The sequence below is a fragment of the Bacillus sp. MM2020_4 genome (assembly GCF_011250555.1).
Taxonomy (GTDB): Bacteria; Bacillota; Bacilli; order Bacillales; family Cytobacillaceae; genus Neobacillus.
Map to the genome: position 1 here is coordinate 1 of NZ_JAANMZ010000025.1, position 22189 is coordinate 22189.

At 41.1% G+C, this 22189-nt stretch carries 19 protein-coding genes; 5 read left to right on the forward strand and 14 right to left on the reverse strand.

The genetic code is table 11. The features are described 5' to 3' along the window. Window positions 1-26: 26 nt before the first annotated feature. The 3 genes from lacZ to G6554_RS15525 all read right to left on the reverse strand — a co-directional run bounded on the left by lacZ (window position 27) and on the right by G6554_RS15525 (window position 5315). Window positions 27-3053 (reverse strand): beta-galactosidase, LacZ type, encoded by a 3027-nt coding sequence (gene lacZ / locus G6554_RS15515; protein WP_166243442.1) that lies wholly within the window; start codon window positions 3051-3053, stop codon window positions 27-29. 207 nt (window positions 3054-3260) lie between these two features. Continuing rightward, entirely contained in the window at window positions 3261-3731 is a 471-nt protein-coding gene (locus G6554_RS15520) for a nucleoside deaminase (protein WP_166243444.1), read from the reverse strand. Window positions 3732-3887: 156 nt separating this feature from the next. Beyond that, window positions 3888-5315 carry an alanine/glycine:cation symporter family protein gene (locus G6554_RS15525; RefSeq protein ID WP_166243446.1) on the reverse strand — a complete coding sequence of 476 codons (1428 nt, stop codon included), beginning with the start codon at window positions 5313-5315 and terminating at the stop codon, window positions 3888-3890. Window positions 5316-5615: 300 nt separating this feature from the next. Here G6554_RS15525 and G6554_RS15530 point away from each other — a divergent pair, with 300 nt between their 5' ends. After that, the gene (locus G6554_RS15530; protein WP_166243448.1) at window positions 5616-6863 is read left to right on the forward strand and encodes a GGDEF domain-containing protein; all 1248 of its coding nucleotides are present in this window, start codon (window positions 5616-5618) and stop codon (window positions 6861-6863) included. Between the two features lie 89 nt (window positions 6864-6952). Here G6554_RS15530 and G6554_RS15535 read toward each other — a convergent pair whose 3' ends face one another. Beyond that, window positions 6953-7546: a biotin transporter BioY gene (locus tag G6554_RS15535; RefSeq protein ID WP_166243450.1), complete on the reverse strand. Its 594-nt coding sequence runs from the start codon at window positions 7544-7546 to the stop codon at window positions 6953-6955. Between the two features lie 300 nt (window positions 7547-7846). On the opposite strand from G6554_RS15535, the gene G6554_RS15540 reads away from it, so the two are divergent. The 3 genes from G6554_RS15540 to G6554_RS15550 all read left to right on the forward strand — a co-directional run bounded on the left by G6554_RS15540 (window position 7847) and on the right by G6554_RS15550 (window position 10406). Next, a complete protein-coding gene (locus G6554_RS15540; RefSeq protein ID WP_166243452.1) occupies window positions 7847-9352 on the forward strand; it encodes a sodium-dependent transporter in 1506 nt (501 codons plus the stop codon). 1 nt (window position 9353) lies between these two features. Further along, window positions 9354-9461, forward strand: coding sequence for a methionine/alanine import family NSS transporter small subunit (locus G6554_RS15545; protein ID WP_166243456.1), 108 nt, complete (start codon window positions 9354-9356; stop codon window positions 9459-9461). A 408-nt stretch (window positions 9462-9869) separates the two neighbouring features. Then, complete coding sequence (locus G6554_RS15550; protein WP_166243459.1) at window positions 9870-10406, forward strand: ribonuclease H-like YkuK family protein; 537 nt, start codon at window positions 9870-9872, stop codon at window positions 10404-10406. Window positions 10407-10469: 63 nt separating this feature from the next. On the opposite strand, the gene G6554_RS15555 is transcribed toward G6554_RS15550, so the two are convergent. The 4 genes from G6554_RS15555 to G6554_RS15570 form a co-directional block, all read right to left on the reverse strand. Continuing rightward, on the reverse strand, window positions 10470-11930 hold the full coding sequence (locus G6554_RS15555) for a PAS domain-containing sensor histidine kinase (protein WP_166243461.1): 1461 nt from the start codon (window positions 11928-11930) through the stop codon (window positions 10470-10472). Between the two features lie 115 nt (window positions 11931-12045). Beyond that, window positions 12046-13083 (reverse strand): DUF418 domain-containing protein, encoded by a 1038-nt coding sequence (locus G6554_RS15560; RefSeq protein WP_242637741.1) that lies wholly within the window; start codon window positions 13081-13083, stop codon window positions 12046-12048. A gap of 61 nt (window positions 13084-13144) precedes the next feature. Beyond that, window positions 13145-13645, reverse strand: a complete 501-nt coding sequence (locus G6554_RS15565) for a hypothetical protein (RefSeq protein ID WP_166243463.1) — start codon at window positions 13643-13645, stop codon at window positions 13145-13147. A gap of 17 nt (window positions 13646-13662) precedes the next feature. Continuing rightward, entirely contained in the window at window positions 13663-14286 is a 624-nt protein-coding gene (locus tag G6554_RS15570) for a class I SAM-dependent methyltransferase (RefSeq protein WP_166243547.1), read from the reverse strand. A 250-nt stretch (window positions 14287-14536) separates the two neighbouring features. On the opposite strand from G6554_RS15570, the gene G6554_RS15575 reads away from it, so the two are divergent. Then, window positions 14537-15355 (forward strand): PRD domain-containing protein, encoded by an 819-nt coding sequence (locus tag G6554_RS15575; RefSeq protein WP_166243465.1) that lies wholly within the window; start codon window positions 14537-14539, stop codon window positions 15353-15355. Between the two features lie 45 nt (window positions 15356-15400). On the opposite strand, the gene nagE is transcribed toward G6554_RS15575, so the two are convergent. From nagE to G6554_RS15605, 6 genes are all read right to left on the reverse strand, one after another. Beyond that, a complete protein-coding gene (gene nagE / locus G6554_RS15580; protein WP_166243467.1) occupies window positions 15401-16852 on the reverse strand; it encodes an N-acetylglucosamine-specific PTS transporter subunit IIBC in 1452 nt (483 codons plus the stop codon). A 198-nt stretch (window positions 16853-17050) separates the two neighbouring features. Beyond that, window positions 17051-17539 carry a PTS sugar transporter subunit IIA gene (locus G6554_RS15585; RefSeq protein WP_166243469.1) on the reverse strand — a complete coding sequence of 163 codons (489 nt, stop codon included), beginning with the start codon at window positions 17537-17539 and terminating at the stop codon, window positions 17051-17053. 244 nt (window positions 17540-17783) lie between these two features. Continuing rightward, on the reverse strand, window positions 17784-18701 hold the full coding sequence (locus G6554_RS15590; RefSeq protein ID WP_207342960.1) for a Gfo/Idh/MocA family oxidoreductase: 918 nt from the start codon (window positions 18699-18701) through the stop codon (window positions 17784-17786). Between the two features lie 96 nt (window positions 18702-18797). Next, complete coding sequence (gene rbsB, locus G6554_RS15595) at window positions 18798-19715, reverse strand: ribose ABC transporter substrate-binding protein RbsB (protein ID WP_166243472.1); 918 nt, start codon at window positions 19713-19715, stop codon at window positions 18798-18800. Between the two features lie 14 nt (window positions 19716-19729). Beyond that, window positions 19730-20701, reverse strand: coding sequence for a ribose ABC transporter permease RbsC (gene rbsC / locus G6554_RS15600; protein ID WP_166243474.1), 972 nt, complete (start codon window positions 20699-20701; stop codon window positions 19730-19732). A 1-nt stretch (window position 20702) separates the two neighbouring features. Continuing rightward, window positions 20703-22184, reverse strand: coding sequence for a sugar ABC transporter ATP-binding protein (locus G6554_RS15605; protein WP_166243476.1), 1482 nt, complete (start codon window positions 22182-22184; stop codon window positions 20703-20705). Window positions 22185-22189: the final 5 nt, after the last annotated feature.

The following is a 22189-nucleotide window of genomic DNA, read 5'->3' on the forward strand; positions in this document are numbered from 1 at the left end:
TCCCCAGGCTCTTTTCAAATTGAAAACTAGATTCTTTCAATCCTAAATTCAAATTCCATCTCCCTGTCGGCTTCAATCAGGTGTTCATCATGAACGGGCGCCCCCCAGCTGTCGTCCCCGCCTACCCCCATCTGTCTGCCGGCCACCGTTACAACGGTATAATGGATATTCGGAAGCTCGTATACATGTTGGGCATTTTCAAGTTCGAATGCCGTAAATGGCGAAACAGTGCATTCCAACGGTTTGCCAACAGAGGAAATTTTCATCCCTTGGCCATTGCTGTTTCTAACGCAGACATGGCGGACTCCAGTTCGGTTTCCAGATTCTTGTGGCATCACATATCCTGATAAATTGTCTTTCACTTGATTGGTAAAGATACCAAGTCTTGCCCCCATCGACCGATCACAGTAATTTTCCTCAGGGCCCATTGCATACCACTCTAGCTGGTCATAATCTGCCGGCACCTTAAACGATACGGCAAAAATCGGCAGCTGCGGCAAATTCTCAGCCCCTTTATACGTATGTTTCACACGGACACTTCCATCGGCAAATACGGTATAGACGGTAGTAACCTCAATGTCGGTGTTAATCGAGAATTTATAGGAAAAATACACTTCGACATGATTGTTGTGTTCTTTCATCTGAATATCCACACATTTCCTCGCTAAGCTTGCTGCATACCAAAGCCCGGAATGAAAGCCTTGTGAAAAGCCTCGATCATTGTCTGTTGTTGCCCTCCAGAATAGAGGTGTCGGAGGCTGGGCCATCATTTCACGACCCGCATATCTTAAGGACACTAAACTTCCCACCTGCTTCGAAAACATTACTGTGAAATCTCTGCCATGAACGCCAATCTGGACATCACCCTGTACAATCCGCAAATCTCCACTTGGTACCCCCAACTCTTTTGAATCTTTTTGAAAAATGAATTGACCAAAGGCAATCTCATAGCCCGTTTCCGCCCAAACCATGTTTTCCTTTAGTTTTAGTGAGGTTTGAATAGAATACTCACCTGAATCGGCTGCAATGTTGGAAGGCCAAGTAAATTCGAAACGGCCATCATTTTGGGGTTCAACGGCTGTAATCATAGTATTTCGGTACAATTCCTTCCCCTCAAGGAAGAGAGCATATTCCAATACAAAGGCTTCTGTATTGGAGAAAAGACTTTCATTTTTGATTGTCACACCTGTTTGGTCAGTCACAAGCTTGAAGTCCAGGTATAAAAATTTAACTTCCTGCATTTTCGGAGAAAGCACACGATTGGCATACACAATGCCATTTGTACAAAAACCGTAATCCGTAGGCCGATCATCAAAGTCACCCCCATATGCCAGGAATTCGTTACCGTAACGATCCTTCTTATAAATCGCCTGATCAATATAATCCCAAATAAAACCCCCTTGATACATCGGATATCTCTGCTCCAAATCCGTATACTTATACATGCCGCCAAGCGAATTTCCCATCGCATGCATATATTCGCAGCTAATGTATGGCTTCTCTGGATTGTCGTTCAAATATTCTATAATATCAGCAGGTTTAGCATACATCCGACTTTCGATATCGCTCGTGTCATTGTAATCACGATTATGGAATACTCCTTCATAATGCACCAGGCGGCTCGGATCAACTTTTCTGAAATAATGAGAAACGTTTAAGATCACCTCACCCGCATAGGACTCGTTCCCACAGGACCAGATCAAAATTGAAGGATGGTTTTTATCCCGTTCCACCATCGAGATGGCTCGATCCATGATAATATCTTGCCATTCCAGCTTATTCCCTGGGATGTTCCATGAGGGTTCAACGACCCCCATCTTTTGCCATGATCCATGGGTTTCAAGATTCATTTCATCGATGACATAGATTCCGTATTCGTCACATAATTCATACCAATATGTTTGGTTCGGATAATGAGATGTACGAACTGCATTTATGTTATGTCGCTTCAGTGTTTTAATATCCCATAACATATCTTCCTTCGTAACGGCACGGCCGCGGCGGGGATTAAATTCATGGCGATTTACTCCTTTAAACACAATCCGTTTTCCGTTTAGACGCATGATTTTATCGACGAGTTCAAATCTTCTAAATCCCACTCGCTGCGGGACAACTTCTACTAAACTTCCAGACTCGTTATAGATTTGAATAGATAATTTATACAAATAAGGACTTTCTGCACTCCAAAGCTTGGGATTATCAACAGACATGTTTATCGACCAATTTCCTTCGATCTCTCTCCCATCTGCAGATGCAACAAGAACGCCCATGGCATCAACTAATTCAGCGGTTATTTTTAAAGGAGCTGATCCTTGAAGCAATAGATCTGCTGTAAGCATTCCTTTTGTAAAAGTTGCATCCAATTCCGGGTGAACATGTACATCGCTTGCATGAATTTCCGGAACGGTATACAGATAAACATCACGGAAGATTCCTGAAAATCGCCAAAAATCCTGATCCTCTAGCCAACTTCCTGTACTCCGCTGATAAACCTCAACGGCAAGCTTATTCTCTCCATCCACTAGAAACGGGGTAAGGTCAAACTCTGCCGGTGTGAAGGAGTCCTCACTATAACCGACAAACTCCCCGTTTAACCAAACATAAAAGGCCGATTCTACACCTTGAAAGGAAATGTACAATGGCTTGTTATGCATATGAGTGGGGATGCTAAAAAATTTCACATAGCTACCAACTGGGTTCTGATCTGTAGGAATTTCTGGAGGACGAATTTCGTTATGACCATCCCATGGGTACATCGTATTTACATATTGCAGCTGACCGTAGCCTTGCAGTTGAATATGCCCAGGAACGGAGATATCTCCCCATCCTGAACAATTGAAATCGCGTTTGTAGAAATGGGCGGGACGGTTGTCTGGATTAATACTATAAGTGAATTTCCAATTTCCGTTCAAATCATGCCGCATCTTCATTGTGGCAGCAGCTGTTGCTTCCTCCATTGTTTCGTAATAAACATGGTCAGAATGGGCGGGGAGGCGATTTACAGCAAATACATTTAGATCTGTTAGCCAGTCTATTTTTGGCATTATTGACATATGTATCCCACTTTCATTGCTTTATATAGTATACAAAAACTATTTTACAGACTATTTAGGCGTTTTCAATAAATTTAATGAATCGATTGATTCATTTCCCATACGCCGACTCACTATCACAGCAAAAAGGCATCATCAAATGGATAATGCCTTTTTGCTGTGTCCACCACAGGTGGAAAGGTGTCCATAAGTGGTGCCTGACACCCTTTAATAGTTCTTCTTATTTGGTTTGCTGATCCAAGCGTTGAAGGGTGCATATGTATTGGGCGGGAGGACTCGGAACATTGGGATACTTCGCTGATTCGGGGGCAGGTTTAGTTGTTGATAGATAAATTGATCGTCAAATCCAATCTTCGCTGCATCCTCATTCGTACAACCATAGTACACTATTTTTAGTCTCGCCCAAAAAATAGCTCCAAGGCACATCGGGCACGGCTCACAGCTCGTATAAAGTTCACAATCTGTTAATTGAAAGCTATTCAAAACCTTACATGCCGCCCGGATAGCTTGCATTTCGGCGTGTGCAGTCGGATCCTTTAGGGTGGTCACCTGGTTACGCCCGACACTAATCACCTGCCCATTTTTAACGATTACGGCTCCAAACGGACCTCCACCGTTAGTAATTACATTGTCATAGGCCACATCAACCGCCATCTTCATAAATATTTCTTCCCTCATGATCTGCCCCCAATCGTTTAAGACGCAACCTTCATCCTAAAGATATTATCCGATCAGGGGAAAAAGAAGGGAAAATTAAATACACTTTATACCAACAAAAAAGGGTGACAGGCACCGCATGCGGTGCCTGTCACCCTTTCCACTATTTACACATTATTAGCCTAGTTTTCTCTTCGGTTTTACATTTGTTGGGGCGGCTTCCCATGCTTCTACGTTTTTAAGTCCTTCTATATTAGAAGTGTAGAATACTGGATTTTGACCGTTCGCCTTTTGCTTTTTATAATCGGCTAGTGCCGCGAAAGCAATTTTCCCAAGAAGAAGAACTGCGATTAAGTTGATGATCGCCATCAGTCCCATGAATAAATCGGCAAGGCTCCAAACAAAGCTTAGTTCCGCCAGTGAACCGAAGGCAACCATTCCAACTACTGCCACACGGTATAGGTTGAGAACCACCTTGTTATTTTTTATAAAATCAATATTGGATTCACCATAATAGTAGTTGCCGACCACAGAACTGAAGGCAAATAAAAATACGATGACCGCAAGGAAAATTCCTGCCCACGATCCTAATGATCCCTCAAGTGCATTTTGCGTTAAGATAATTCCATTACCTTCTTTAGACGTATAAAGGCCTGATAAAAGAATAATAAATGCTGTCGAGCTGCAAATAACAAGGGTGTCGACGAATACACCAAGCGATTGAATCAAACCTTGTTTGACAGGGTGGCTAACTTCTGCCGTAGCTGCTGCGTTCGGTGCACTACCCATACCAGCTTCGTTTGAAAACAAACCACGTTTAATTCCGTTCATCATCGCGGCACCAATTGCTCCCCCAGCTGCTTCTTTAATGCCAAAGGCACTTTCAAAGATCAACTTAAACACACCGGGAATTTCAGAAAGATTTGTGACCATGATATATAAGGCAATTAAAATATAGGCACCTGCCATAACCGGTACCATCCATTCTGCCACTTTGGCAATTCGTTTAAGTCCACCAAAAATGATCACTGCCGTAATAACAGATAGCACAATCGCCACTATCGTTTTATTAAATCCAAAGGAATTGTTTAATGAACTTGTAATCGTGTTTGCTTGAACAGAGTTAAAAGCCAGTCCAAACGTGAGTGAGATTAGGACGGCAAATGTGACCCCCATCCAGCGGGCATTTAATGCTTTTTCCATATAATAAGCAGGTCCGCCTCGGAAAGTGTCTCCATCCTTCACCTTGAAAATTTGTGCCAGAGTACTTTCCACAAATGCAGAGGCCGATCCAATCAACGCAATTAGCCACATCCAAAATACGGCTCCCGGTCCGCCGGTAGTGATTGCAATCGCTACACCTGCCAGATTCCCCGTTCCAACGCGCGAAGCTGTGCTGATACAAAAGGCTTGAAAGGATGATATCCCCTTCTTATCGCCCGTTGCTCCTTCCCCCATTAAGCGGAACATCTCGCCCACCATTCGGAACTGAACAAACTTTGACCGGAAAGTAAAATAAAGCCCTGAGCCAATTAATAAAATGATTAGAACATATGACCACAGCAATGTATTGGTTCCATTCACAAAACTTTCAATTATCTTCATTTTCTCATCTCCCTCTTTATCTCTTCTTTTGATATACCGATATAATTTAACAAATTCTCAGAAATATGGCAATGTATGAAGTTTCCAGTGGTGGCGATTACTTGAATAAACCGGCAGCAAGCCAATTTATGGAATATTGTTTTTTGAAAATATGATATAATCGCAATAATGTAAAAAATAGGTCGTTATATACAGAAATATTATGTAAAATAGAAGTACAGGTTCGACATTACCTTGCCCTGTAAATTAAAAGCATATATTGGCTTACTTCATCAAACTTTTGGAAGGGATTTAACTACGATGGTTAAAGCAAGGTTATACGACACAACGCTCTTTCTGACTGCATTGGTAGTCGCTTTAAGTTCATCCGGACTTTTGGTTACCAATTCCAACTATATAAAGACCTTACTCATATTCTGGTTTTTTGCTAGTTTATACTATCGTCTAAGGGTATTTTACAAAAATGGCAGTATCAATATTGACTATGGAATTAGTTATGATTTAGCAATGGTGCTTTTTGCCGGGCCGCTCGGCTTATTTGTATTTGAGACGATTTATCGCTTTTCGGTTTATTTTTATCGAAAGTGGACTAAAACAGCCGATCCCAGCGAATTTTTTGATACGTTTTATAATATTGGCTGTTTTGTTATTACTAACTCACTGGCCTTTCTACTATTCCAGTACTTTCATAGTAGTTTCGAAACACTTCCCTTTGGCTTCTGGATCCTGATCTTCTTATTGGTTTGTATTTCCTCCTATTTATCTGGTACTTTCATGGTGATTGTATTTATTATTTTGGGCGAGCTGCAATCATTTAAGGAAGGGTTCGAGTTTATTTTTAAAAGTATAAGCTTGCTTGATTACGGCAAGGTTGCGATCACCAATGGCCTGCTGCTGCTATTTCTCCAAGACGGGAAATGGGAATGGTTGATTAGCGTATTTATATTGAATTACATCGTTAGCCGCTCGTTTTATTCAAAGTCTCAAAGTATTCAAAATAAGCTTGAACGAGACCAATTTGAACAAATGGCCTATACAGACTTTTTGACGGGCGTTTCCAACCGTACCTTCATGGATAAAAAAATGGCGGAGTTAAATCAAACAGGTGAAAATATCGGCATTGTCGTATGTGATATTGATAAATTCAAGAGAATTAATGATAGTTTCAATCACGCCGTGGGCGATAAAGTGATTCAGCACTTTGCAGCTGCCTTAAAAACCTATCTCTCGAAAGAGGATTATTTGTTTAGAAGCGGCGGGGAGGAATTTACGCTTTGTCTAAGAAACAGAAGCTTTGATCAGACGGAGGAGCTTGTGAAAAGGATGCAAAAAGGACTTGAACGCAATTTAGTCAATGTGGAGTTCAACGGGGCGGAGATTTCAATTTCCTATACAGCTTCATTTGGTCTCTATTTCTATAAAGTTCATGAACAGCTCTCCATGGAAAAAGCCTATATTCTAGCAGACCAACTAATGTTCCAATCCAAACAATCCGGAAGAAACAAAGTTTCTGCCATAAACGGCCTTTCCCCCTCAAAAGCAATCTAACAAAAGAAGCGGATCAACCAGCCGCTTCTTTCGTTTTGGTGTCCACCCCATGTGGACAGTGTCTTTTTATGGTGCCTGTCACCATTACGCTATGATGCACGTTTTAAATGTTTGAAATGCCCTTTTGAGAGGACGGTTTTTTCTAGGCGATGGGCCATGATTCCGGCGCAGACGGCAAGGATGATGTCCTTTGGCAGCGGGGCAACCATCCATAGCCATGCCATTTTGTATGTAAATCCTTCCGGTGCTGCCGCCCAGAGTTTATATGCATAGTACATCCAGTTTGTTCCGAATAGATAGTTTACTGCCATTCCTAGTAAGGATGCGATGATAAAGGCGGCCATACTTTTCTTCTTCTCGACAATCTTTCCAATGATAAAAGCAGTGAATATATAGGAAATAATAAAGCCGAAGGTAGGCCTAAAGATAATGGAAGGACCTCCGATAAAACCGGCAAAGACCGGAACCCCCACAAAACCCACTAACATATAAACAGTCATCGCTATCGATCCTAACCGGCTGCCCAAAATAGCCCCTGCTAAAATAGCAAAAAAAGTTTGCAACGTAATCGGAACCCCGCCAACTTGTAAAAACGGAGCTATCGTAGCAATGTTCGCACCAATGGCCATTAGTGCTACAAACATTCCCGCAAGCGTTAAATCAAGTGCCCTTAATTTCTTCATATTCGTTCCCCACTTCAAAAATGAAATAATTTCTTATAACTCTAAAATAAATGGTGGGATACGTCATTGTCAACCAAAATATATAATCAGTTAACAATTAAAAATAATACAGCTTACTGTGATGACGAACCAAAGTAGTGAGGATTGTTGATATTTTTACTCTTTACCGCTGTAAATGACAAAATTGACCGAAAATTCGACAAAAACCCTTTGACATACTCCAAAATTAAAGGTATATTAAGATAACGAAATAATTATCTGAATTTTTACAATAGTGATATTGTTTAGGAGGAATTACTTATGGAAAATCGACAGCAATGGGGATCAAGATACGGCTTTATTATGGCAGCCGTTGGCTCGGCAGTCGGATTAGGGAATATTTGGAGGTTCCCTGCTGTTGCCTATGAAAACGGTGGAGGGGCATTTTTCTTACCTTATTTATTCGCCTTATTAACCGCAGGAATCCCCATTCTCATAATGGAATTTACCATTGGACATAAATATAGAGGTTCGGCACCACTTTCACTGTTTCGGATCAATAAGAAGGCAGAATGGCTTGGTTGGTGGCAGGTTCTAATCTCCTTCGTCATTTGTACCTATTATGCCGTCATCGTGGCGTGGGCGATTAAATACACCATCTTTTCATTTGGTACCCAGTGGGGCTCAGATCCAGGTAAATTCTTATTTGGAAAAGTATTAAAATTATCCGATAAGCCCGGAGAGATTGGAAGTTTGGTTCCGGGTGTCGTCATTCCGTTGCTATTTGTTTGGGCAGTTACTCTGTTTGTTCTTTATCGAGGCGTGTCGAAAGGAATCGAAAAACTAAATAAGATCTTCCTTCCAACCCTTGTCGTTATGTTTATGATCATCGTCGTTCGTGCTGTAACACTTGATGGTGCAACTGAAGGTTTAAATGCCTTCTTTAAACCCAACTGGGATATGATTTTTAACGGAAAAGTATGGATCGCAGCTTATGGACAAATATTCTTCTCATTATCCATCGGTTTTGCCATCATGCTAACTTATTCTAGCTATCTACCAAAAAAATCGGATATTAGTAATAATGCATTTATTACGGCTTTTGCTAATTCAGGATTTGAATTGCTTTCAGGAATTGGTGTTTTTGCTGCATTAGGATTTATGGCGAAACAGCAAGGTGTACCAATTGATGAAGTGGTTAGCAGTGGCATTGGTCTTGCATTCGTTGTTTTCCCTAGCATCATAAATGAGTTCCCTGGCATGAATGGATTATTCGGAGTCTTGTTCTTCCTTTCCCTTGTTTTTGCCGGAATGACATCACTGATCTCCATTGTAGAGACATTTGTGGCTGGCGTTCAGGAGAAATTCAATATATCTCGGACAAAAGCTGTATTGACAGGTGGTCTTGTCGCTACTGTTATCTCATTACTCTTTGCCACAAACGGCGGCCTTTATTTACTTGATGTGGTCGATTATTTCATTAATAACTTTGGTGTTGTTTTAGCTGGCTTAGTAGAAGTACTATTAATTGCTTGGTTCTTTAAGGAATTAAACGGTTTGCAGTCGCATACAAATGAGGTTTCTGATATACGGATTGGTTCATGGTGGAAGGTGTGCATCAGTTTCGTAACGCCGCTAGTGCTTGGTTACATGATGTTTGACAACATCCGCCAGAACGTAAAGCAAAATTACGAAAGTTACCCGACATCCCTTATTCTTTATGCCGGATTGTTCGTAGTCGCAGCGACCATCGTTATCGCCATCCTACTATCCATAAAAGGCTGGAAATCTTCAGAGAAAACGTCTGAAAAAAAGGAGGTTGCTTAACATGTCAGCCAGCGCATTAACAATGATGGGAATCGGAATGGTCATCATCTGGGGCGGTTTAGCAGCGAGTATCCTCAACGTTGTCAGAGTCTCAAGGAAAAAATCATAACCTGTTTCAGTTAAAAACATAGAAAGGATTGGGCGAAGAAAGAAAATCGCCCGATCCTTTTTATTTATGGCGGCAGTTTTTGCAGACTTTGATGGTTTGGTTTGTTTCTGTCTTATATGGATACAGGAGTTTTACTCCAGTTCTTTCGCACAGCGGGCATGTCCCACGTCCATTTGCAGGAAGGTAGCTGATCGTCTTTCCTCGGTTTCTTTTTGCCATTCCCCATCATTCCAATCAATATAAAGGTCGTTTCTTTATTAAATGATGGACTGGCACAAATATTGTTAGGCAAATAATTGTTTTTGAGCGGAGCTAATGTCCTTGAAGGTTGCACGACAATAAACCACTTTCCATAAGATAGGAATAAGAATTACGACTAATTTGAAGGGAAAGATGTGGTGCATATTTATGAAGAATCCCCCGGCTTATCATCATTCGTTTCAAAATCTTCAAGAGAATGATTTGCCGTTCGAACAGGTTTTTGAACGAATTGTTACATTTATGAAAAGTGATCCGAAAGGGAATTTTCGCCTAATGGTGGGAACAGATTCACAAGTGCATAAATCATATACCCTTTTTATCACGGGCATTGTCATTCAAAATAAGGGAAATGGTGTGTGGGCATGCATTTCAAAGATGAAGGTTCCAAGGAAAATGATGCATTTACACGAGCGGATTTCTTTAGAACTCTCCTTAACCGAGGAAATCGTCTCGATGTTTACGGAGGAAAGGAAAAATGAATTGATTGCGGTCGTCCTCCCTCATTTATACCAAGGGGCGACCTTTACAATGGAAGGGCATATCGATATAGGCGCAGGCAAACGAAATAAAACAAGTGAATTCGTCAAAGAAATGGTCACCCGCATGGAATCCATGGGAGTAGAACCGAAAATCAAACCCAACGCCTTCGTCGCCTCAAGCTACGCGAACCGGTACACCAAATAAGCGCATTAAAGGGTGTCAGGCACCACGAAAGTGGTGCCTGACACCCTTGCTACGATAACCATATTAGATATAGTTCAATTCTACCTTTACGGTGGTACCTTTACCGAGCTGGCTTTCGATTTTCATGGTGCCGTTATGTTCTTGGATGATTTTGTTACTGACCGTTAGGCCAAGTCCAATTCCTTTATCCTTGGTCGTGTAGAACGGTGTCCCCAAATAGCCCATAACCTCGGTATCGATGCCAATACCTTCATCGGTAAATCCGATTTGGACTCTCTTCTCCCCCACCTTTTGTACATCGATATGTACAGTCCCGCCGAACTGCATCGATTCAATGGCGTTTTTCAAAAAGTTAACAAAAACTTGTTTCAATTGGTGCGGAATACAAAGTAAATCAATCTCATTTGTATGGTAACGATTTATGATTTGCACATTATGCAGCAATGCTTGTGGATGGAGAATTTTAACCGTGCTCTCAAGAATGGTATGTAGACTTTCCCGCTCAAATTGAATCGCTTGTGGTTTGGCAAGGGACATAAATTCGTTGACAATCATATCGATTCGATCAAGTTCATTCATGATAATCGATAAATAGTCCTCTTGCTTTTCCTTATTGGTTGTCCCCTTTAATAGTTTCGAAAACCCCTTTAAGGAAGTCAATGGGTTACGAATTTCATGCGCTACTCCGGCGGCTAATTGACCTGTGATAGAAAGGCGGTCTAAATTACGGAGCGCATCATCGTTTTTTATCCTGTCCGTAATATTCCGACCAACCGTAACAAAGGATTCAATCTCCCCCTGATCATTATGAATGGGGGAAATAGTGGTCTCAGAATCGATTATATCATTAGTGCCTGTTTTTATTTTTATCTGAAATAGCCGGGGCTCACCTGTTTCAGATATTTCCTTACAAATAGTATCAAAATACTCTATTTCCTCCGGTAAAATAAGATCATATGCTTTTCTGCCGATCAGTTGCTCCGGTGTATACCCAATCCCTTTTTCATGTGAGGGTGATGCATAGACAATTTTCTTATCCTTTGAATAAAGCTTAATCATATCTGCTGTATTTTCGGTAATTAATCGATACAATTCACGCGTTCTTTTCAATTCCCTTTCCATATTTAACCGCTCAGTAATATCACGATAAACGGCGATAATGGCAATGATTTCACCCTTTAAATTACGAAAAGGAGAATAGGAAACAGCAACATCAAGAATGGTACCGTCTTTATGTTTGCGTTGTGCGTTCATATTATGAAAGGCTTCGCCACGTTTGACTGCCGCCATTATTTCTTTTACAGTGTCAGGATTGGGAAATTCTTCGAATGTTCTCCCTAAAACATCCTCTTCTATATAACCAAAAATCTTCGTATACATAGGATTTATTCGAATAAACCGATTCTCCATATCAACAATACAAATTCCATCTGCCGTACTATTAAGAAAAAGGTCCATTAATTCATCAGGATTATAGACAACCGATTCCTTTTCTTCTCCAAAAATCGGGAAACACTTCACCATAGAGATCGCCCCAAACACATCTAAAATTCTATCAATCTCCATTTTACAGAATTTTTCATTAAAGAAAAGAAGTATTTTCAAAATGGTGCCTGTCACCCTTTATAAGCTTATGACATTAGTTATATTCTTTTATTGGTTTTCTAAGCGGTGGTCTTTCCAAGTAGGTCACCACTCGCCAAATCCATTCCAATGGGCCATACGTAAAGTAACGCAGCCAGATGACAGAGAAAAAAAACTGGACCATGTAGATCACTATACAAAGGAAAAAGGTTTGCAGGTAGGTAATATGGTTGAATAGGTTTAGCACAATACCAGCCAGATAAATGAGGGCTGTTTGCGAAATATAGTTGGACAACGCCATTCGTCCGTAGCTTTTCAACGGAGATAATACCTTTTGGACAAATGGAGATTGGACCAATAAAACTAGGAGCCCCACATAAAACGCCGAAACAATTGGTCCGATTGAAATTCCAATGTTAAGGAAATGTTGTGTCCCTTTAACAGCTGCTTCCGAACCATAACCAAATGAAACGGGAGCGTATTGGTATTGATATATAAGGCCTATAATACTTAAAACAAGCATAATAGCTGTGAAAAAAACTATATATTTACGGTTTTGGGAAAGCCGCTCAAACACATGAAATTGCCCTGCCGAAATCCCCAATAACATCAGCGGAAAAACCATAAATAATTTAAAGGAAAAGATTCCCAAAACGATAAGCATGGCAGTTCCAAACACAAGATTCACTATCTTATTAGCTTTATAGAAAGGCAAGAGAAACAACCCGCACACGGCATAAACCGTTAACGCTTCACCCGGATGGAATCGGACATGGATCAAGCCGATAATAAATAACGCGGCGATTCGCCTCAGAAACAAAACATGACCGTTCCTCCCTTTTGCGTTCGCCCGTGTAATAAACATATAAAAGCCAACCCCAAACAAGAAGGTGAAAATCGTATAAAAGCGGCCCTCCACAAATAAATATAAAAACCTCCAGTAAGAAGCATCTAGCGAGTGGGACGAAGGCGGCTTCACAGAAAGCAATGGGATGATATTCACCAGAATAATTCCCATCAGAGCAAACCCCCGCAAATAATCCAGCGTATCAATCCGTTTACTTACAACCATTCCCTCATTACTCACGTCCATAACCTTCTCCCTTTTGGTGTAGTGTTAATGGTGCCTGTCACCCTATCCACTATTACCACTGTTATATACTCACAAACATGTGTAAGAGGAATGCGGCGAGGAAGGCCATGGCGGATATCAGGTGGAATTTGCGGCGAAGGCCTGAGGCTTTTTTATGCCGCAGGTATCCTGCTACTAATGTGGTACCCAGCAACAAAATGGCAAGGTAGCCGCTCCATATCTTTAAATGACCATAGCCAATCACCGGTCCCAATTCGTAAAAGTTAATCAACGCATGTCCGATAATGACTGTTGCCCCAAGTAGAGCGATCTTAATATGCCACTTCATTAAATAACGCGAAAATTTCGCGAGTCTGATCTTCACCTTCCGAACAGATGTCTTTCGTATTACTAAAAAGATAAAATACATATTTATATTGATGAAAAAGAGAATGACCGCAACCTGTGCCAACACCTGCCCAGTAATAACCAACGAACTATCATGTGGACGGAAAAACCATATATACACAATCGAAACTACTATTAACAATATATTTGCTAAGCTCCATAATCGGTGGTACATAAATTCTCCGCCCTCCATTAAAAGTCTAAACGATAAATTAAAAATCTCTCATTAGGATTCTGTTCATATAGATGAGGCAGTTGGACTTCCCCCTTCAACCCAAACGATGTCTGATTTTCTAAAAAGTAGATATAATCCTCAGACGGATAATACAACACCAGTTCAATTTCCCGAACCACCTTCTCCACTGACAGCAGGATATTGTCTACAATCTTCCTAAACACCTGTATGGAAAATGGATTAAAGAAATAAAAGCGATTGTCCCTTGCATCGATCTCATACTCTTCTGCCAGGCAGCAATGAAACTGTATTTGATCCCGTTCCTTTTTCGTCTTCCTTGCGTAATTCCCCTGATTGTCAATCGCGGCCTGATAGAGCGACTCATTCATTTCCACCCCAACCACTTCCACATGGAAAAAATAATGGAGATAAAAATTCAACCGCCCTTTCCCACAGCCAAAATCAACTACGCGATCACTGCTTTTCACTTCGTAATGGTGAAATAACTCCTCCAACGCACTATATGGGGTCGGTTCATAGGGATGGTAGTGCAACAACTTGTTCGCAAAAGGGCGGGGTCCATCATGCTGGCCGCCCTTTGTTTTAATGTTCAATAATTTATCATAATAATGTTCTTTCATCATTTGCACCTATTCTAGTATATTTAAAACAGAACAATACCACTCTAGATTAAACTATTTTTTTAAAAAAGGACATTATAACCATGATATCCCTACATTTTCATGATTATCAACTTGAAAAGAGGGAAAAGGTGGTATAATAACGAAAGTTCTATAAGAGAAGAATGATTTGGGCTAGTTACGGATAGATGAAATCATTCCACCTCATTAATCCTCTGTTTGGAAGAAAAATCAAGGAGGTGGTTTCATTTTGAAAATAAAAAAGATATTAAATAACAACGCCGTTGTTGTTACAGATCATCATGAAGAAAAGATTGCCATTGGGGCAGGAATCGCCTTTCAGAAAAAGAAAAATGATATTGTTAACCCTAGTAAAATAGAGAAACTTTTTGTCATGAAGGAAAATGAGAAATTCCAGCAGCTACTCCTCCAAATACCTGAAGAGCATTTTGCCCTTTCAGAGGAAATTATCACCTACGCGGAAGAAGCCCTCGGAGGTAAATTAAACGAGCATATTCACATTGCCCTCACAGACCACTTATCCTTTGCCATTGAACGTGTCCGTGATGGAATTAATCTTAAAAATAAGCTGTATCATGAAATAAAAATTCTTTACAAAAAAGAATTTGATATCGGCATGTGGGCACTTAGACATATTGAAAAAAAGACCAGCATCAAAATGCCTCCCGACGAAGCGGCCTTTATCGCCCTCCATCTTCACACCGCGAATCTTAAGGGCGGGGACATGAAGCAAACGCTTCGGCAAACGGCTATTATTGGCGACATGGTGCAAACGATCAAGGATTACTTACATATTAACATCGATGATGATGATCTTTCTTATCAACGCTTAATGACTCATCTTCGTTTTGCGATCTCAAGGATTAGCAATGAGGAAGCAAATACCATCGATGATGAAATGCTGAAAATGATTATAACTAAATTCCCGTTGGCCTACAGTTGCGCCAAAGATGTCGCCAACAACCTTGCCCAAAATCATGCAATCAACCTGCCTGAACACGAACTTGGATATCTAACACTTCACATCGAAAGATTAAGAAAACGGTAAAAAAACGCCTGGACTATACTTCAAAGTCCAGGCGTTTTTGCGTCTCTATTTTTTCTTACGGATTTTTACAATTTCATCAGCAACAAATTGGACATTCGTTCCGACAATAACTTGAATGCTCTGTGGACCCACGATATTGATTCCCGGTACACCTGTCGCTTTAATCTTCTTTTGGTCGACGGCATTCATGTCTTTTACTTCCATTCTTAGACGTGTTACACAATTATCAACTGCCACAACGTTTGCGTCGCCGCCTAAGCCTTCATAAATTTGCGCTGCCATCGCAGCAAATTTGCTTTCGCCTTTTGCTACTGAAACTCCTTCAGCATCATCTTCATCATCATCTTCGCGACCAGGTGTCTTTAAGTCGAATTTGGTAATGATAAAGCGGAATAAGAAGTAGTAAATCACCGCAAACACTAAACCTTGGACAATTAGCCAATATGGTTGATTTGCCATTGGATTTCGTAAACTTAAGAAAAAGTCGATAAATCCGCCACTAAAGGCAAATCCTGCAGTCCAATGGAAGGCCGCTGCAATCGCCAATGATAGACCCGTTAAAACGGCATGCACAAGATAAAGCATTGGAGCTAAGAACATGAACGCAAACTCGATTGGTTCAGTAACCCCTGTCAAGAAGGAAGCAAAGCCTGCTGCCAACATTAACGATGCGATTTGTTTTCTCTTTTTTGTTTTTGCGGTATGAACCATTGCTAATGCTGCTGCTGGTAACCCAAACATCATAACTGGGAAGAAGCCCGCTTGATACATACCTGTAATACCTTTTTCACCTTTACCTGATAAGAAGTTCCCAATATCATTGATTCCGGCAACGTCAAACCAGAATACGGAGTTTAACGCATGGTGTAATCCAGTTGGAATTAACAGTCGGTTGAAGAAGCCGTAAAGCCCTGCACCAACAGCACCTAAATCACTAATGGTTTTACCAAATGAAACTAAAGCAGTATAGATGACTGGCCAAACAAAGAATAATACACCAGATACCACTAACATTGCAACCGCTGTCATAATTGGTACCAAGCGTTTCCCGCTAAAGAAGGCAAATGCGTCTGGCAGTTTTACATGACTGAAACGATTGTACATCATGGAAGCAACAATACCTGAAAGAATACCGATGAAGGCATTTCCGATTTTTGCAAACGCTGGGTCAACCTTTGCTGCATCAATTCCCTCCAGCAATGCTACCGACCCAGTTGAAAGCAAGGTTGTTACGACTAGATAGGCAACCAAACCACTGAGTGCGGCGGAACCATCCTTTTCTTTGGCCATTCCCAGTGCCACACCAACAGCAAAAAGAATCGGAATATTGTCGATTATCGAGCCCCCAGCTTTGATTAAGAAGGCAGCTAACGGACTATCAGCGCCCCAGCCTGTTGGATCAATCCAATACCCAATACCCAATAAGAGAGCGGCAGCAGGTAATATGGCAACCGGTAACATTAACGAGCTACCAAGTTTTTGAAAATACTTCTTCATTTTTTTACCCCCTATTAAATTTTTTTGCAAACTACTAGACGTCAAAAATACTACAAATGAGATAAATAAGTACAGCGAAAAAAATGACGAATAGCAGCCTAAAACAGTCCTACTATTTGGTCCATCACCTCCTTAAAGGCAAATTTTTATAAAAGTGAGGTGCTGCAAAAGGGATGCAGCACTTCACAAAAAGCACCATTACTTTGCAGATGCTGTAAAGAGAACTGTCTTACCAGCAGTGCCCTCCTTTTCCTCCGTGAAAGCGTACTGCTTCTTACCATCATTACTATTGGTTATCACAATCGGTGTGATTGTACTTTTAGCGTTTGTACTAATATATTCCCAATCCACTTCTATTAGGAGTTGTCCTGCGGAAACTTTGTCTCCTTCTTTAACGGCAACGTTGAAGCCCTTTCCATCAAGTTCTACAGTTTCTAGCCCAACATGAATAAGAATTTCCGAACCATCCTCAGCATGAATACCAATGGCATGCTTGGTTGCCGCGACTAGAATAACGGTTCCCTTTGCCGGAGAAAGAATGTCTCCATTAGTTGGCAACACTGCCATCCCATCACCCATCATTTTTTGACTGAAAACAGGATCTGGAACCTCCTCAAGAGAAAGAATCTTTCCGTTAACCGGTGTATAGAAATCAACAGCTTCTTTTTTGAAAAAATTAAATCGCATAACGATTCCCCTTTGCATTTTTGTATATGGTTCCCAAATGATGTAATAAACAACAAAAAAGGCATGGGGGTACAAATAAATGGACGTTGAAACCCATTCATTTTACCACCATGCCTGATCGTATCAGTAACATGTGATCGATATTTAATTTATAGTTCAATATTACCACTAATCTTCAAAAATGCAATATGCAAACGCAAACATTTTTATAAGGGTAAAGGTCCCCCTAAAATAAGAATAAGTGTTAGACTTCCACAACCTTGGTTAACTTTGAGATAATCTTTTCGCAGATTTCATGCGTTTCCAAGGCATCAAATGATGAAAACCTTGGCTTATTGTTTGTTCCAACGGCTCCAATGAAATCAGTGATCATTTGTTCAAACCCTCGTCTGAAAAGTGTTGGTTCCCAGTCGCTGCTGCGAACTTCGATCGCTTCCATGTCTTTTGAAATGACTAGTTTCGATACATTGGAAACAGTCCTTTTTTCTAAAGGCCCCATGACCTCAGCCATTTCCTCATTTGTTCCATTATCTCTGTTCATAATACCGATGGCTGTTGCCCCGCCTGAAATAAATTGAACGACAACATGGTACAGTTTATCGCCCTCCATTCTTCCATTTACAATCAGATTCTCAATTGGGTGCGGAAATAAATACCTCATCGTGTCGACCACATGAATGAAGTCGTCATAAATAAACGTCCTCGGCTCCCCTGGCTGACCCTTGCGATTCTTTTGGATAATCACCATATTGGCGTCTTTAACTTCCTTCAGCTTCATGTATGTTGGTGCATATCTTCTATTAAAACCTGTCATGAGAGTAAGACCCTTCTCCTCGGCCAGGTCAACAAGTCTTTTTGTCCCTTCGTACTGATCCGTAATCGGTTTATCCACAAACACATGGATGTTGTGTTGTAACAATTGATGGGCAATTTCCTCATGAGTAGAAGTTGAGGAATGAATAAATGCACCCTTAATGCCGCTTTCAATCAAAGATTCGAGACTACCGTGGAGATGATCAAAACGGTATTGGCTGCCAATAGAGTGCAGCTTCTCTTGATTTCTTGTGTAAAAATGAAATTCCACATCTTTTATTTTACTATAGACAGGCAGATACGCCTTTTGCGCAATATCACCTAGTCCGATTACACCCATTTTCAACAATACATTTCCCTCCATTTTTCATACTATTCCATATAGGTAAGCTTACCATAATCTATTAAAAAAGCCTCATCTATCGAAATAGATGAGGGGTAGATTTTATTCTTTTGTCACTAGTTTAAGTGGAGCCGGAATCACTTTATCAACCTTTTTCCCTTGGACAACATCCCGGCCGGCATCTACTGCTAGCTTACCGATGAGCCCTGGCTGTTGGGCTACAGTTGCTTCTAGTTTACCTGCTTTAATGGCATTGAGCGCATCATCGTTGCCATCGAAACCAATCACCATGATATCTTTGCCCGAGCTGTTAATCGCTTCAATGGCCCCTAATGCCATTTCATCATTATGGGCAAAAACGGCTTTAATATCAGGATTTGCTTGAATCAGATTTTCCATAACGGTTAAGCCTTTTGTCCGGTCAAAATCGGCTGATTGCTTCGCGGTAACCGTTAATTTCGTATCGGCAACATTATGAAATCCTTTTCCTCTCTCCCGTGTGGCAGAAGCACCCGGAACACCTTCTAATTCCGCGACAAGCACCTTTTCACCTAGCTTATCCACCATATAGTCAGCGGCCATTTCGCCGCCTTTAATATTATCTGAAGCTACCAGGGCTTCCACTTTCCCTTTATCCGCTGAGCGGTCAAGCGTGATGACGGGAATATTGATATTATTAGCTGATTGCACAGCCGTTGAGATGGCGGCGGAGTCCGTTGGATTAATCAGTAAAAGATCGACACCCTGTTGAATCAAATCCTCTACATCATTAATTTGCTTGGCTGAGTCATTTTGAGCATCTACTACTTTTACTTCCATTCCCAATGATTTTGCCTCTTTGATCACACCATCCTTCAAGGAAACGAAAAATGGATTGTTTAAAGTTGAAACGGATAAGCCTATTTTAATATCTTTTAAGTTTTCCTTTTTAGCGGGCTTGGCCCACTCTGGCGGCTGCATAGAACAAGCTCCTAAAAGCAAGAGTGTGAATGACATAAATAGTGCGAGTAATTTTTTCATCAATAAGCCCCTCCTTATGCTGATTTTTTCCGATCAAGTAAGACAGCGATAATAATGACAATCCCTTTGACGACCATTTGATAGAAGGAAGATACACCAAGTAGGTTTAAACCATTATTTAATGTCCCAATAATTAACGCACCAATCAGTGTTCCAAAGATTCTCCCTTTTCCTCCAGAAAGACTTGTCCCACCGAGTACAACCGCAGCGATGGCATCAAGTTCATAGGACGTACCCGCTGTCGGCTGAGCTGAATTCAATCGTGATGTTAAGATAGCCCCCGCTAAAGCAGCAAGCAATCCGGAAAGTCCATAAATCATCACCTTGACCTTATCTACTTTAATCCCGGAAATCAAGGATGCTTTTTCATTCCCGCCAATTGCATACGTTTTCCGGCCAAACGGTGTTTTATGAAGAATGATAAATAGGATAGCAAATGTAATGATCATGGTAATCGCCGGAACAGGAATGCCAAGGAAATAGCCGCGGCCAAACAATTGGAATAACTGATTGTCGCCTAGTCCTGTAATTGGATTCCCTTTTGTATAAACAAGCGTCAAACCTCTAAAGGCGGTCATCGTCGCTAATGTCGCAATAAATGGAGCCATTTTTCCTTTTGTAATTAATAACCCATTGACCATCCCCATAACCGCACCAAGGATACATCCGACTAGAATCGCAAGAATCGGGTCAACACCTGAGACAATCATCCCTGCTGTTAACGCACTAGACAGTGCCAGAATCGCACCAACGGATAGGTCAATACCGCCCGTTAAAATAACAAAGGTCATCCCAAATGCAATCAAGGCATTAATAGCTACCTGCCTCAACAGGTTTAAGATATTTAATGGTTCTAGAAAACTAGGGTTTAAAACGGAAACAATGATAATTAACACAATTAACCCAAGTAATGGACCCAGTTTTTGCGTCATTGTATTGATAAAATTGGCTTTACCGACTGGAGCACTTTCATTGATTGCTTTCATCTCACAGACCTCCTGTTGCGAATGTCATAATTTTTTCCTGGGTCGCTTCTTCTTTCGTAAGCTCGCCCGTAATTTTTCCTTCATGGATAACAAGGATGCGGTCACTCATACCAAGGACTTCCGGTAATTCCGATGAGACCATGATGATAGCTACTCCACGGTCTGTCAATTCATTCATTAATTGATAAATCTCCCGCTTTGCCCCGACATCGACGCCCCTGGTTGGTTCGTCTAGAATGAGCACCTTGGGACTGATTCCTAACCATTTCGCGATGACAACCTTTTGCTGATTTCCACCAGATAGATCTCCTACTCTTGTCTCTGCCGATTCCGTTTTAACGGTTAAACGCTTGACCAGCATCTCGACAAAGTCACGCTCACTTTTTTCATTAATAATCCCTTTTGGCGCAAAGCTAAAAAGCGTCGGTAAGGAGATATTTTCTTTTATCGAAAAATCTAAAATTAAGCCTTCATCCTTGCGATCCTCTGTGATAAAGCCAATTCCTAGTTTGACAGCCTGGTCAGGTGATTTAATCGTAACAGGCTTGCCATCCAGCCAAATTTCACCGCTATCCATCGCATCAAGACCGAAAATAGCCCGCATGATTTCCGTGCGTCCAGCACCCATTAGCCCTGATACGCCGACAATTTCTCCTGAACGAACGGAAAAATCAATATGATTGAATACTCCCCTCTTCGTTACCCCTTTAACCTCAAGCATTTTCTCGCCAAGTTTGGATTCGCGTTTTGGAAAGCGGTCCGTCAGTTCCCTTCCGACCATTTTTTTTACAACCTCATCAAAGTTTGTTTCTGGAATTGCCTTCGTATCTACAGTTTTTCCATCACGCATGACGGTGATTCGATCGCAAATCGCAAATATCTCCTCCATACGGTGTGAGATATAGACAATCGCGACTCCCTCTTTCTTTAGTGATGAAATGACCCCAAACAGCTTTTCGATTTCCCTTTCCGTCAAGGCCGCTGTCGGCTCATCCATAATAATCACTTTAGCTTCTGTCATTAACGCTTTGGCAATTTCAATCATCTGCTGCTCACCAACGGAGCATGCCCCCGCCTCTTTGTCCAATGGAATCGTGACAGCCAAGCGGTCAAACTGTTTTTTCGCCAGCGCTTTCATTTCTTTCATTTTTAATAAGCCGAAAGAAGTCTTCAATTCTTTTCCAATAAACAGGTTTTCTAGCACCGTCATATCACGCCAAATATTTAATTCCTGATGAATAAAGGTAATCCCCTTTTGCTCCGCTTCCTTTGGATTTTGGAAATAGGTTTCTTTGCCATCAATCGTAATCGTTCCTTTATCACGTGCATGTAGCCCTGTCAGAACATTCATCATGGTTGATTTTCCGGCTCCATTTTCACCCATAAGGGCATGGACCTCGCCCGCCCGTAAATCAAAATCAACGCCTGTTAATACCTGATTGGTTCCAAATGCTTTATAGATGTCCTGCATTACAATTTGCATGTTCA

Coding starts and splice junctions, on each gene's coding strand:
- lacZ (WP_166243442.1), bottom strand. CDS start 3,053: ATGTCAATAATGCCAAAAATAGACTGGCTAACAGATCTAAATGTATTT.
- G6554_RS15520 (WP_166243444.1), bottom strand. CDS start 3,731: ATGAGGGAAGAAATATTTATGAAGATGGCGGTTGATGTGGCCTATGAC.
- rbsB (WP_166243472.1), bottom strand. CDS start 19,715: ATGAAAAAATTACTCGCACTATTTATGTCATTCACACTCTTGCTTTTA.
- G6554_RS15525 (WP_166243446.1), bottom strand. CDS start 5,315: ATGAAGATAATTGAAAGTTTTGTGAATGGAACCAATACATTGCTGTGG.
- G6554_RS15560 (WP_242637741.1), bottom strand. CDS start 13,083: ATGGACGTGAGTAATGAGGGAATGGTTGTAAGTAAACGGATTGATACG.
- G6554_RS15550 (WP_166243459.1), top strand. CDS start 9,870: ATGAAGAATCCCCCGGCTTATCATCATTCGTTTCAAAATCTTCAAGAG.
- G6554_RS15555 (WP_166243461.1), bottom strand. CDS start 11,930: ATGGTGAAGTGTTTCCCGATTTTTGGAGAAGAAAAGGAATCGGTTGTC.
- nagE (WP_166243467.1), bottom strand. CDS start 16,852: ATGAAGAAGTATTTTCAAAAACTTGGTAGCTCGTTAATGTTACCGGTT.
- rbsC (WP_166243474.1), bottom strand. CDS start 20,701: ATGAAAGCAATCAATGAAAGTGCTCCAGTCGGTAAAGCCAATTTTATC.
- G6554_RS15565 (WP_166243463.1), bottom strand. CDS start 13,645: ATGTACCACCGATTATGGAGCTTAGCAAATATATTGTTAATAGTAGTT.
- G6554_RS15605 (WP_166243476.1), bottom strand. CDS start 22,184: ATGCAAATTGTAATGCAGGACATCTATAAAGCATTTGGAACCAATCAG.
- G6554_RS15535 (WP_166243450.1), bottom strand. CDS start 7,546: ATGAAGAAATTAAGGGCACTTGATTTAACGCTTGCGGGAATGTTTGTA.
- G6554_RS15540 (WP_166243452.1), top strand. CDS start 7,847: ATGGAAAATCGACAGCAATGGGGATCAAGATACGGCTTTATTATGGCA.
- G6554_RS15585 (WP_166243469.1), bottom strand. CDS start 17,539: ATGCGATTTAATTTTTTCAAAAAAGAAGCTGTTGATTTCTATACACCG.
- G6554_RS15570 (WP_166243547.1), bottom strand. CDS start 14,286: ATGAAAGAACATTATTATGATAAATTATTGAACATTAAAACAAAGGGC.
- G6554_RS15530 (WP_166243448.1), top strand. CDS start 5,616: ATGGTTAAAGCAAGGTTATACGACACAACGCTCTTTCTGACTGCATTG.
- G6554_RS15545 (WP_166243456.1), top strand. CDS start 9,354: ATGTCAGCCAGCGCATTAACAATGATGGGAATCGGAATGGTCATCATC.